The organism is Bacillus sp. RK1064 (genome assembly GCF_051488405.1).
GTDB lineage: Bacteria > Bacillota > Bacilli > Bacillales > Bacillaceae > Bacillus.
Genome location: NZ_JBPSCZ010000001.1, coordinates 1,434,949 through 1,447,468, shown reverse-complemented (window position 1 = coordinate 1,447,468; position 12,520 = coordinate 1,434,949). Strand labels below are relative to the sequence as shown.

Here is a 12,520-nt window from a genome sequence, read left to right as displayed (position 1 = left end):
TTCGCTTCGCGCCAGTACTCGTCCTTCCTAGACTGCAAAGGTTTTCTATCACGCTGAAAAGAAGACAAAGAAAAAGGCGGTGAAAGCTGTTTGTTTGCTTATTGTATGAAGCGGGCAGGAATGCTCATCCCAGTACTGATTGGAATGACATTGGTCGTGTTTTCAATTATTCGGTTTATTCCAGGGAATCCAGCACAGGTCATCTTAGGACAGCGGGCAACGAAAGAGGCAGTAGAACAATTAACCATCCAGCTCGGTTTAAACCAGCCTTGGTATGTTCAATACGGACATTACATGCTGGGTCTTTTAAAAGGGGACTTAGGGACTTCGATACGAACAGGAGCGGCTATTGCCCAGGAAATGAAGCCTTACTTATTTGCGACGTTAGAATTGACCTTTTTTGCCATGGTGCTGGCGATTGTTGTGGGAGTGAATGCCGGAATCATTAGTGCTTGGTTTAAGCATTCCATCTTTGATTATGTCGCAATGTTTATTGCACTCATTGGAGTGTCTATGCCGATTTTCTGGTTAGGCTTAATGGGGCAGTGGCTGTTCTCGATCGAATTAGGTATTTTGCCGACGACGGGCCGAGAAAACGTAAGGAATCCAGTGGAGTCGATCACGTATATTCATACGCTGGACACGCTTTTGCAAGGCCGGTTTGATCAATTCACTGACAGCATCAAGCATTTGGTATTACCAAGTACAGCTCTTGCGACAATTCCTGCTGCGATTATTGCAAGGATTACAAGGGCAAGTATGCTGGAAGTACTTCATTCAGACTTTATTCGAACCGCAAAAGCAAAAGGGGTACGTTCATTTTTCATCATTTATCAGCATGGCCTGAAAAATGCGCTTATTCCGATCTTGACGATTATTGGTCTTCAAACAGGCCTCTTACTTGGCGGAGCCATTTTAACAGAGACCATTTTTGCTTGGCCGGGAATTGGCCGATATATATATGACGCCATCAGTTATCGTGATTATCCAGTCATTCAAACTGGCATTCTCGTCGTTGCGCTGATATTTGTCCTGATCAATTTCATCGTGGACATCTTGTATGCAGTCATTGATCCTAGGATTAAATATTAGGGAAGGAGAGTGACAACATGGAAGCACAAAAAGAGCTTGAACCACCTCAACCAAAAGAAGAACGCTCTCAATCATTGATTCTTGAATCGATGAAGCAGTTCTTTCAGCACAAGCTGGCGGTCATTGGCAGTGTGATTGTCTTTTTATTTCTTATCCTAGCGATATTCGCACCACTCATTGCTCCTTATAGCATCAATGAACAATCTCTTGGTGAGCGATTTAGCGCCCCTTCAGCTGCGCACTGGTTTGGTACGGATGATTTCGGCAGAGATATATTTTCAAGAGTTGTGCATGGAGCGCGGATTTCCTTATGGGTTGGTTTCTTCTCGGTTCTCGGATCTGTCATTTTAGGCACACTGCTTGGATTGATAGCAGGCTATGGCGGAAGAGTGCTAGATGCTGTGATCTCGAGATTGTTTGATATTTTACTCGCTTTTCCTAGTATTCTACTAGCGATTGCGATCGTCTCCATCTTAGGCCCCTCCTTACAAAATGCCCTTATTGCCATTGCGATTATTAATGTCCCAACCTTTGGACGGCTCGTTCGTTCAAAAGTGCTGAGTATTAAACAAGAAGAATACGTGCTGGCAGCAAAGGCGGTTGGGATGTCACACCGCCGCATCGTGCTGCGTCACATTCTGCCAAATAGTATGGTGCCAGTCATCGTACAGGCGACGCTTGCGATCGGAACGGCGATTATCGAGGCAGCGGCTTTAGGCTTTTTAGGATTGGGTGCACAGGCACCAAGCCCAGAGTGGGGGAAAATGCTCGCCGATGCGAGACCTTATCTCGTTCAAGCCCCCTGGACATTAATTTTCCCAGGGGCAGCGATCATGCTGACAGTTTTGGGCTTTAACCTGATGGGAGATGGATTAAGAGACACACTGGATCCTAAAATGAAGAAAATAAAATAAGACCGATTCTAGGAATCGGTCTCAGCGCGCAGACAAACCCTCGCATTCGGTGTCAGTCCTGCGTGCCGGTGCTCACGAATGTTCAATTCGCTCCACTCCGGTACTCGTCCTTCCTAGACTGCAAAGGTTTTCTATCACGCTGAAAAGAAGACAAAGGGCTAAAATCAAGATCATTTTAGCCCTTTGTCAACAATCTAAGACCGATTCTAGGAATCGGTCTTTTCTCATTTTATGCTTCTTTTTCATCTGTCTCAATTTCACTGTCTTTTGGGTGATACGTCTGGAAGCTTGTAATCAATGTATCTAAATGCTCTAGTTCATCACGGTATTCGATGATGCTGGACATGACATTCAGCATATTGTAATCGAGCAAGTCGTTTTCTTGGTTTTGCTGATGCTGGATAAATGATTTCGTTAACGTTTCAAGGCGAAGAGAGCATTCATTTTGAAATTCATCGTCCTGCGGCTTCATTTTTCCGACAAACTTCATCAAGGTCCGCTCATGCCAATACAGTAAATAATCAATCTCATCCGTTAAGCTTTCCCGGAAATGCTCTGGCATCAAATGAATCTCATTTTCTAATTTATGAAGCTTTTTCAGCAAGTACAGAGCACGATTCGATGTCATAATTGCCTGTCTGAACAAAACGAGCTTTCTTGATTTTACATAGGTTGTTTTCTTTAAATAGCTTCGTTCCTCTTTGTATAACAAGTAAATGTGATCTAATTTGATCATGCGTTCTTTTATTTGATCGATGTCATCCTTTAAAGTGGAATGATCAGTAGACTGTCTGGAGCTCAGACGGATCCATTTTAAAATCTCCTCCGTATTTTCCATAATGTGATGAACAAGCTTTGTTTCATACTTTGGCGGCAGGAAGATTAAATTCACTAAAAATGAAGAAAGAACTCCTAACACCACAGTAGCTGTTCGAATTAAGGCAAAGGAAAGGAAATGATCCCCAGCACTTTCTAAAATCGCAATGACGGTTACAAGTGCAATTGGAATCGTGTGTTCAATCTTCAGCTTTAAATTAATGGCGATGACCATGACGGCGGTTAAACCGATAATGACTGGCCCAGTGCCAAAAAGCAGACCGAACGTAATGGCAAGTGCTGCTCCAATAATATTGGCTTGCACTTGATCAACAATCGTTAAAAAAGATCGATAAATAGATGGCTGGATAGCAAATACAGCTGCAATTCCCGCGAAGACGGGCGTTGGCAACCCAAGCCATGTTGCCAGGTAAAGCGCGAGTACAATGGCAATACCAGTTTTTAAAATACGGGCTCCAAGTTTCATTGGTTTTGTCCCTGCATTCCTTTCTTTTTGATAATAGATGATCACTCGTCATTTATTATAAATATTTTGATGAACAACTAAGTAATATACAGCGGTCTTCCGAAATATTCAAGTGATTTTTGAAAGTTCATGAAAACATCAAAAGAAGGTATTGAGAAGAAATGTAACAGATTTGCACGCTTTTGACAAACAAGAGCTGATAAATAAAAAAACAGGCGCATTTTTTTACGCCTGTTTTTGACCCTATTATGATTGTTTTAACTGTTCAAACGCATGATCTACTGCTTGCAGCGTCTCAGAAATATCTTTTTCAGTATGTGCGATCGTTAAGAACCAAGCTTCATATTTAGAAGGAGCGAGGTTAATCCCTTGAGAAAGCATTAATTTGAAGAAGCGGGCGAACATTTCGCCATCCGTATTTTCCGCCTGTTCATAGTTTACAATGGTTTCTTTTGTGAAATAAATCGTGAGAGCCCCTTTTAAGCGGTTCACCGTAATATCTACTTGATGTTTTTTTGCATGGGCTAAAATGCCTTCTTCTAGCATAGCGCCAAGCTGATCAAGGCGCTCGTAAACACCATCTTGTTTTAACACTTCCAAGCATGCAATACCAGAAAGAATGGATGCAGGATTTCCTGCCATCGTGCCAGCTTGATAGGCTGGTCCAAGAGGAGCGACTTGCTCCATAATTTCTTTTTTACCGCCGTAAGCACCGATCGGAAGTCCGCCGCCAATGATTTTTCCTAATGCAGTGAGGTCAGGTTTTACTTGAAGCAAGTCCTGTGCTCCTCCGTACATAAAGCGGAAAGCTGTAATCACTTCATCATAGATCACAAGTGCGCCCTTTTCATGAGTGAGGTCATTGACCTGCTGCAAGAAGCCGTCCTTAGGCTCCACGATGCCGAAGTTCCCGACAATTGGCTCGACAAGGACAGCTGCGACTTCATCGCCCCATCGATCCAATGCTTCTTTGTAGCTGTCAATATCATTAAATGGAACGGTAATGACTTCATTGGCGATGCTCTTTGGTACGCCTGCTGAATCAGGGGTTCCTAAAGTGGAAGGACCAGAGCCAGCTGCCACAAGCACAAGATCAGAGTGCCCGTGATAGCATCCGGCAAACTTAATGATCTTTGTTCTGCCTGTATATGCGCGCGCGACACGAATCGTTGTCATCACCGCTTCAGTACCTGAATTGACAAAACGAACTTTGTCCAAAGCAGGCATGGCTTCCTTCAGCATTTTAGCAAAAGTGACTTCATGCTTCGTTGGCGTTCCGTAAAGGACACCTGTTTCAGCCGCTTTTGTAATAGCTTTTGTAATATGCGGGTGGGCATGTCCTGTAATAATTGGACCGTATGCTGCTAGGTAATCGATATAGCGGTTTCCATCAACATCCCAAAAATAAGCGCCTTCTCCTCTTTCCATAGCCACGGGTGAACCGCCGCCTACTGCCTTATATGAACGAGAGGGACTGTTGACACCTCCAACGATATGCTCCAGCGCCTCTTGATGTAATTTTTCTGATTCTGTGAATTTCATAAATAGCCTCCTATCTCAACGTATCACGTCGTCTATCATTATTTTAACATGCCGATGCAAGCGTACTTAGTTGAATATCCTCTCAAAATTGGATAGGCTAATTAAAAAATAGGTTGGAGGGATTGTGTCATGACAATCGAAATAGGCCAGCAAGTACCTGAAATCGAATTAACCGGTGACAACGGGGAGAAAGTAAAGCTTTCTGACTTTAAAGGAAAACATATTGTCCTTTATTTCTATCCAAAAGATATGACACCAGGCTGTACAACAGAAGCATGTGATTTCCGCGATCGCCATCAAAGCTTTGCAGAATTAGATGCTGTCATTATCGGCGTAAGCCCAGACAGTCAGGACAAGCACCAAAAGTTTAAAGAAAAACATGATTTACCGTTCCTGCTTCTTGTAGACGATGAACAGAAATTGTCTGAAGCCTTTGGGGTATGGAAGCTGAAAAAGAACTTTGGCAAAGAATACATGGGCATTGAACGTTCAACGTTTCTTATTAATAAAGAAGGAACGCTTGTGAAAGAATGGCGAAAAGTCAAGGTGAAAGACCACGTAGAAGAAGCGCTTGAGGAACTGAAAGCTCACGCTTAATATCATCACAGGATGAGATCGGCAGACATGCCGGTCTTTTTTGTGAAGAAGAATAGGTAAAAAAGAGGATTGTAATTGACAAAGATTCGGCTCTGGGGGTACACTATTTATAAAGATTATAATATAAGAATATTTTTGAAGAGAGGTGCATGATGAAATGGCTGCTCACGAACTAAAAGACGCTTTAGATGCTTTAAAAGAAACCGGTGTTCGAATTACTCCGCAGCGCCATGCCATCTTGGAGTTTCTCGTAAATTCTATGACTCACCCAACCGCGGACGATATATATAAAGCACTTGAAGGAAAATTTCCAAACATGAGTGTCGCAACGGTTTACAACAATTTACGAGTCTTCCGGGAATCTGGATTAGTAAAGGAATTAACGTACGGTGATTCCTCAAGCCGATTTGATTTTGCGACATCTGACCATTACCATGCGATTTGTGAAAACTGCGGAAAAATAGTGGACTTTCATTATCCTGGCCTTGATGAAGTTGAACAGCTTGCATCCCATGTGACGGGCTTTAAAGTCAGTCATCATCGCTTGGAGATCTATGGAACTTGTCAAGAATGTGCGAAAAAAGAAAATCATTAATGAAAAAGCTGACCGGTTAAATGGTCAGCTTTTTTTATGACTTTTTTCGATTGTAGGATTCATCAAACTCTTTGCCTTCTAATGCTGGATCGAGTGTAAGCGGCTCTCTGCAATGCATGCACATATCCACCCGCCCAAGCACTTTTGTTTCCTTCTCACAGCCTGGACAAACAACACGCACTGCCTTTGTAGAAAGCATACCGATCCAAAAGTAAACCACTGTACTCAATCCGATCGATAAGACGCCGAGCAGCATAAAGAAAGTCGACAGCCAAATCGATTCCTTGAAGAACACACCGATATACATGATCAGAAAGCCAACAAAAACCAAACTAAGTGCAAATGTTCTGATTTTATTAATTTTACTGGAGTATTTCGCCATCCCTAGTCCCCCTTGTCTCCAATATAGCACATTTTACCTTTCCGTTTGAATTAGTTATAGAGTTTTGTGAATAAATTGCTTATAATGATTCAATGATCTTTTTTCTTGTATTGAAGGAATTTTGATTCTATGAGGAGAAATACATAGCATTAGAGAAGAACTTTACACCCGAGTATTGGAGGAATCACTATGGAAAATCTTCTCCGTCCTATTTATCAAGAGAGAGCAAGCCATCCAGACACATTAGCTGTGATTATAGTAGAAAGAAGACACAAAGTATCTTCTGAGACGGATAACTTTGATGCAGCACTTCTAGTCATTGTAAAAGAAGCGGAAGAGCCGTTATTTATCAAGCACTATGAATCCGATCACCAAACAGCTTCTTTAAATGTTGTCACAGATGATCAGCTGAAGGAATGGATTACCCTCGGCACTAACCGCCGAATCATTGATTGGATTTTGAATGGGAAAGTCCTATTTGATCGAAATGAATATATTTTCAACTTGATTGATGAACTGAGTACATTCCCCTTTTCAAACCGCAAACTTAAAATCGGTTTAGAATACGGCAAGCTCATTCGCAGATATATAGAAGGAAAAGCATTTTTTGAGTCAAATCAATTCCTTGATGCATATAATTCAATTGTGCATGCTCTGCATCATTTGGCACGTATTGAAGTGATCGATAAAGGCTTCCACCCAGAAGTGACAGTTTGGAATCAGGTGCGTCATATGGAACCGGAAGTATATAAACTTTATTCAGAACTCATTGAAAGCCACGAAAGTCTGCATAAGCGTTTGGAACTTTTATTTTTAGCAAATGATTTTTTGATCCATTCAAAAGCAGAAATTGGTGCCGCTCATTTGCGTCATGTCATGGAACAGCAAGATATATGGCTTTTTGGCGAGCTTCTCGCGCATCCTGATCTCAAGTATTTCACGCCTGACCTTAGCGTCATGATTGATTTCTTTGTGGAAAAAGGAATTGTTCAGGTGGAGCCGATTGAGACAAAGGGACAAAAAATCTATCATCGAGGATATTTTGTGAAAAAAGATATTGACGCATGAATATTATGATGGTATATTATTATACGTCGCTAACGAGCAACCAAGTTGCTTTGAAAGAAAAGCTGACAAAAAGAAATTCTAAAAAACACTTGACGCACACAGCGCCGAAATGTTATATTGAGAAAGTCGCCTCTGAGCGACAATGAAGATGATCTTTGAAAACTAAACAAGACAAAACGTACCTGTTAATTCGAGTTTTTATAAAAAAATCCTATGATACATCATAGGTAGTCAGTCAAACTGGCGAGGCAGGAAATGATCACATGCTAAGTTCGCTACATCGTGTAGCAACGCATGTGTGATATGCATCCTGCATACCTCGGAGAGTTTGATCCTGGCTCAGGACGAACGCTGGCGGCGTGCCTAATACATGCAAGTCGAGCGGACAGAAGGGAGCTTGCTCCCGGATGTTAGCGGCGGACGGGTGAGTAACACGTGGGTAACCTGCCTGTAAGACTGGGATAACTCCGGGAAACCGGAGCTAATACCGGATAGTTCCTTGAACCGCATGGTTCAAGGATGAAAGACGGTTTCGGCTGTCACTTACAGATGGACCCGCGGCGCATTAGCTAGTTGGTGGGGTAATGGCTCACCAAGGCGACGATGCGTAGCCGACCTGAGAGGGTGATCGGCCACACTGGGACTGAGACACGGCCCAGACTCCTACGGGAGGCAGCAGTAGGGAATCTTCCGCAATGGACGAAAGTCTGACGGAGCAACGCCGCGTGAGTGATGAAGGTTTTCGGATCGTAAAGCTCTGTTGTTAGGGAAGAACAAGTGCGAGAGTAACTGCTCGCACCTTGACGGTACCTAACCAGAAAGCCACGGCTAACTACGTGCCAGCAGCCGCGGTAATACGTAGGTGGCAAGCGTTGTCCGGAATTATTGGGCGTAAAGGGCTCGCAGGCGGTTTCTTAAGTCTGATGTGAAAGCCCCCGGCTCAACCGGGGAGGGTCATTGGAAACTGGGAAACTTGAGTGCAGAAGAGGAGAGTGGAATTCCACGTGTAGCGGTGAAATGCGTAGAGATGTGGAGGAACACCAGTGGCGAAGGCGACTCTCTGGTCTGTAACTGACGCTGAGGAGCGAAAGCGTGGGGAGCGAACAGGATTAGATACCCTGGTAGTCCACGCCGTAAACGATGAGTGCTAAGTGTTAGGGGGTTTCCGCCCCTTAGTGCTGCAGCTAACGCATTAAGCACTCCGCCTGGGGAGTACGGTCGCAAGACTGAAACTCAAAGGAATTGACGGGGGCCCGCACAAGCGGTGGAGCATGTGGTTTAATTCGAAGCAACGCGAAGAACCTTACCAGGTCTTGACATCCTCTGACAACCCTAGAGATAGGGCTTTCCCTTCGGGGACAGAGTGACAGGTGGTGCATGGTTGTCGTCAGCTCGTGTCGTGAGATGTTGGGTTAAGTCCCGCAACGAGCGCAACCCTTGATCTTAGTTGCCAGCATTTAGTTGGGCACTCTAAGGTGACTGCCGGTGACAAACCGGAGGAAGGTGGGGATGACGTCAAATCATCATGCCCCTTATGACCTGGGCTACACACGTGCTACAATGGACAGAACAAAGGGCTGCGAGACCGCAAGGTTTAGCCAATCCCATAAATCTGTTCTCAGTTCGGATCGCAGTCTGCAACTCGACTGCGTGAAGCTGGAATCGCTAGTAATCGCGGATCAGCATGCCGCGGTGAATACGTTCCCGGGCCTTGTACACACCGCCCGTCACACCACGAGAGTTTGCAACACCCGAAGTCGGTGAGGTAACCTTTATGGAGCCAGCCGCCGAAGGTGGGGCAGATGATTGGGGTGAAGTCGTAACAAGGTAGCCGTATCGGAAGGTGCGGCTGGATCACCTCCTTTCTAAGGATATATGGAGCAGCGTGCGTTTTCGTCTTGTTTAGTTTTGAAGGATCATTCCTTCAAAACATGTCTCTAGCGAGACAGGATTGTTCTTTGAAAACTAGATAACAATAAGTAATACATTCACATTGAATGCAATGCAAAGTTCATCACACATAGTGATTCTTTCTAAAGTAAGAAATGGTTAAGTTAGAAAGGGCGCACGGTGGATGCCTTGGCACTAGGAGCCGATGAAGGACGGGACGAACACCGATATGCTTCGGGGAGCTGTAAGCAAGCTTTGATCCGGAGATTTCCGAATGGGGAAACCCACTGCTCGTAATGGAGTAGTATCCATACTTGAATACATAGAGTATGAGAAGGCATACCCGGGGAACTGAAACATCTAAGTACCCGGAGGAAGAGAAAGCAAATGCGATTCCCTGAGTAGCGGCGAGCGAAACGGGAACAGCCCAAACCAAGAGGCTTGCCTCTTGGGGTTGTAGGACACTCTATACGGAGTTACAAAGGAATGATATAAGCGAAGAGGTCTGGAAAGGCCCGCCAAAGAAGGTAACAGCCCTGTAACTGAAATGTTGTTCTCTCCAGAGTGGATCCTGAGTACGGCGGAACACGTGAAATTCCGTCGGAATCCGGGAGGACCATCTCCCAAGGCTAAATACTCCCTAGTGACCGATAGTGAACCAGTACCGTGAGGGAAAGGTGAAAAGCACCCCGGAAGGGGAGTGAAATAGATCCTGAAACCGTGTGCCTACAAGTAGTCAGAGCCCGTTAATGGGTGATGGCGTGCCTTTTGTAGAATGAACCGGCGAGTTACGATCCCGTGCAAGGTTAAGCAGAAGATGCGGAGCCGCAGCGAAAGCGAGTCTGAATAGGGCGCATGAGTACGTGGTCGTAGACCCGAAACCAGGTGATCTACCCATGTCCAGGGTGAAGTTCAGGTAACACTGAATGGAGGCCCGAACCCACGCACGTTGAAAAGTGCGGGGATGAGGTGTGGGTAGGGGTGAAATGCCAATCGAACCTGGAGATAGCTGGTTCTCTCCGAAATAGCTTTAGGGCTAGCCTCAAGGTAAGAGTCTCGGAGGTAGAGCACTGATTGGACTAGGGGCCCCTACCGGGTTACCGAATTCAGTCAAACTCCGAATGCCGATGACTTATCCTTGGGAGTCAGACTGCGAGTGATAAGATCCGTAGTCGAAAGGGAAACAGCCCAGACCGCCAGCTAAGGTCCCAAAGTATACGTTAAGTGGAAAAGGATGTGGAGTTGCTTAGACAACCAGGATGTTGGCTTAGAAGCAGCCACCATTTAAAGAGTGCGTAATAGCTCACTGGTCGAGTGACTCTGCGCCGAAAATGTACCGGGGCTAAACGTATCACCGAAGCTGCGGACTGTTCTTACGAACAGTGGTAGGAGAGCGTTCTAAGTGCTGTGAAGTCAGACCGGAAGGACTGGTGGAGCGCTTAGAAGTGAGAATGCCGGTATGAGTAGCGAAAGACGGGTGAGAATCCCGTCCACCGAATGCCTAAGGTTTCCTGAGGAAGGCTCGTCCGCTCAGGGTTAGTCGGGACCTAAGCCGAGGCCGAAAGGCGTAGGCGATGGACAACAGGTTGATATTCCTGTACCACCTCCTCACCATTTGAGCAATGGGGGGACGCAGGAGGATAGGGTAAGCGCGGTATTGGATATCCGCGTCCAAGCAGTTAGGCTGGGAAATAGGCAAATCCGTTTCCCGTAAAGGCTGAGCTGTGATGGCGAGCGAAATTTAGTAGCGAAGTTCCTGATTCCACACTGCCAAGAAAAGCCTCTAGCGAGGTGAGAGGTGCCCGTACCGCAAACCGACACAGGTAGGCGAGGAGAGAATCCTAAGGTGATCGAGAGAACTCTCGTTAAGGAACTCGGCAAAATGACCCCGTAACTTCGGGAGAAGGGGTGCTTCTTAGGGTGTTAAAGCCCTGAGAAGCCGCAGTGAATAGGCCCAGGCGACTGTTTAGCAAAAACACAGGTCTCTGCGAAGCCGTAAGGCGAAGTATAGGGGCTGACGCCTGCCCGGTGCTGGAAGGTTAAGAGGAGCGCTTAGCGTAAGCGAAGGTGCGAATTGAAGCCCCAGTAAACGGCGGCCGTAACTATAACGGTCCTAAGGTAGCGAAATTCCTTGTCGGGTAAGTTCCGACCCGCACGAAAGGCGCAACGATCTGGGCACTGTCTCAACGAGAGACTCGGTGAAATTATAGTACCTGTGAAGATGCAGGTTACCCGCGACAGGACGGAAAGACCCCGTGGAGCTTTACTGCAGCCTGATATTGAATGTTGGTACAGCTTGTACAGGATAGGTAGGAGCCTTGGAAACCGGAGCGCTAGCTTCGGTGGAGGCATCGGTGGGATACTACCCTGGCTGTATTGACCTTCTAACCCGCTGCCCTTATCGGGCAGGGAGACAGTGTCAGGTGGGCAGTTTGACTGGGGCGGTCGCCTCCTAAAATGTAACGGAGGCGCCCAAAGGTTCCCTCAGAATGGTTGGAAATCATTCGCAGAGTGTAAAGGCACAAGGGAGCTTGACTGCGAGACCTACAAGTCGAGCAGGGACGAAAGTCGGGCTTAGTGATCCGGTGGTTCCGCATGGAAGGGCCATCGCTCAACGGATAAAAGCTACCCCGGGGATAACAGGCTTATCTCCCCCAAGAGTCCACATCGACGGGGAGGTTTGGCACCTCGATGTCGGCTCATCGCATCCTGGGGCTGTAGTCGGTCCCAAGGGTTGGGCTGTTCGCCCATTAAAGCGGTACGCGAGCTGGGTTCAGAACGTCGTGAGACAGTTCGGTCCCTATCCGTCGCGGGCGCAGGAAATTTGAGAGGAGCTGTCCTTAGTACGAGAGGACCGGGATGGACGCACCGCTGGTGTACCAGTTGTTCTGCCAAGGGCATCGCTGGGTAGCTATGTGCGGACGGGATAAGTGCTGAAAGCATCTAAGCATGAAGCCCCCCTCAAGATGAGATTTCCCATTCCGCAAGGAAGTAAGATCCCTGAAAGATGATCAGGTTGATAGGTCTGAGGTGGAAGCGTGGTGACACGTGGAGCTGACAGATACTAATAGATCGAGGACTTAACCTATATTCTAATGTGAAGCATGAACATTGTTATCTAGTTTTGAGAGAACATT

At 46.0% G+C, this 12,520-nt stretch carries 8 protein-coding genes and 2 rRNA genes; 7 read left to right on the top strand and 3 right to left on the bottom strand.

The features are described 5' to 3' along the window. Positions 1-90 precede the first annotated feature (90 nt). Together ACSSTM_RS07750 and ACSSTM_RS07745 are read left to right on the top strand one after the other, a co-directional pair. Positions 91-1,092: an ABC transporter permease gene (locus tag ACSSTM_RS07750; protein ID WP_034664965.1), complete on the top strand. Its 1,002-nt coding sequence runs from the start codon at positions 91-93 to the stop codon at positions 1,090-1,092. A 17-nt stretch (positions 1,093-1,109) separates the two neighbouring features. Then, on the top strand, positions 1,110-2,006 hold the full coding sequence (locus tag ACSSTM_RS07745; protein WP_034664963.1) for an ABC transporter permease: 897 nt from the start codon (positions 1,110-1,112) through the stop codon (positions 2,004-2,006). A 229-nt stretch (positions 2,007-2,235) separates the two neighbouring features. On the opposite strand, the gene ACSSTM_RS07740 is transcribed toward ACSSTM_RS07745, so the two are convergent. Both ACSSTM_RS07740 and ACSSTM_RS07735 read right to left on the bottom strand, forming a co-directional pair. Next, a complete protein-coding gene (locus ACSSTM_RS07740; RefSeq protein ID WP_034664960.1) occupies positions 2,236-3,309 on the bottom strand; it encodes an FUSC family protein in 1,074 nt (357 codons plus the stop codon). A gap of 246 nt (positions 3,310-3,555) precedes the next feature. Beyond that, positions 3,556-4,851 carry a glutamate-1-semialdehyde 2,1-aminomutase gene (locus tag ACSSTM_RS07735; protein WP_034664957.1) on the bottom strand — a complete coding sequence of 432 codons (1,296 nt, stop codon included), beginning with the start codon at positions 4,849-4,851 and terminating at the stop codon, positions 3,556-3,558. Positions 4,852-4,980: 129 nt separating this feature from the next. Between ACSSTM_RS07735 and bcp the strand changes: the two genes are divergently transcribed. Together bcp and perR are read left to right on the top strand one after the other, a co-directional pair. Continuing rightward, positions 4,981-5,448 (top strand): thioredoxin-dependent thiol peroxidase, encoded by a 468-nt coding sequence (gene bcp / locus ACSSTM_RS07730; protein ID WP_034664955.1) that lies wholly within the window; start codon positions 4,981-4,983, stop codon positions 5,446-5,448. A gap of 157 nt (positions 5,449-5,605) precedes the next feature. Then, positions 5,606-6,043, top strand: a complete 438-nt coding sequence (gene perR, locus ACSSTM_RS07725; RefSeq protein ID WP_012009347.1) for a peroxide-responsive transcriptional repressor PerR — start codon at positions 5,606-5,608, stop codon at positions 6,041-6,043. Positions 6,044-6,077: 34 nt separating this feature from the next. Here the strand turns inward: perR and ACSSTM_RS07720 are convergent, their stop codons facing one another. Continuing rightward, entirely contained in the window at positions 6,078-6,425 is a 348-nt protein-coding gene (locus tag ACSSTM_RS07720) for a YgzB family protein (RefSeq protein WP_003217804.1), read from the bottom strand. A 189-nt stretch (positions 6,426-6,614) separates the two neighbouring features. Here ACSSTM_RS07720 and ACSSTM_RS07715 point away from each other — a divergent pair, with 189 nt between their 5' ends. The 3 genes from ACSSTM_RS07715 to ACSSTM_RS07705 all read left to right on the top strand — a co-directional run bounded on the left by ACSSTM_RS07715 (position 6,615) and on the right by ACSSTM_RS07705 (position 12,471). Further along, positions 6,615-7,493, top strand: a complete 879-nt coding sequence (locus ACSSTM_RS07715; RefSeq protein WP_034664951.1) for a nucleotidyltransferase-like protein — start codon at positions 6,615-6,617, stop codon at positions 7,491-7,493. Positions 7,494-7,809: 316 nt separating this feature from the next. Further along, positions 7,810-9,358 (top strand): 16S ribosomal RNA (locus ACSSTM_RS07710). 182 nt (positions 9,359-9,540) lie between these two features. Further along, a 23S ribosomal RNA gene (locus tag ACSSTM_RS07705) occupies positions 9,541-12,471 on the top strand. The 16S and 23S rRNA genes sit together here, the layout of an rRNA operon. Positions 12,472-12,520: the final 49 nt, after the last annotated feature.

Excerpts from the sequence above, each read along its gene's own strand:
- ACSSTM_RS07720 (WP_003217804.1), bottom strand. The coding sequence starts at position 6,425 with ATGGCGAAATACTCCAGTAAAATTAATAAAATCAGAACATTTGCACTT.
- ACSSTM_RS07745 (WP_034664963.1), top strand. The coding sequence starts at position 1,110 with ATGGAAGCACAAAAAGAGCTTGAACCACCTCAACCAAAAGAAGAACGC.
- perR (WP_012009347.1), top strand. The coding sequence starts at position 5,606 with ATGGCTGCTCACGAACTAAAAGACGCTTTAGATGCTTTAAAAGAAACC.
- ACSSTM_RS07735 (WP_034664957.1), bottom strand. The coding sequence starts at position 4,851 with ATGAAATTCACAGAATCAGAAAAATTACATCAAGAGGCGCTGGAGCAT.
- bcp (WP_034664955.1), top strand. The coding sequence starts at position 4,981 with ATGACAATCGAAATAGGCCAGCAAGTACCTGAAATCGAATTAACCGGT.
- ACSSTM_RS07715 (WP_034664951.1), top strand. The coding sequence starts at position 6,615 with ATGGAAAATCTTCTCCGTCCTATTTATCAAGAGAGAGCAAGCCATCCA.
- ACSSTM_RS07740 (WP_034664960.1), bottom strand. The coding sequence starts at position 3,309 with ATGAAACTTGGAGCCCGTATTTTAAAAACTGGTATTGCCATTGTACTC.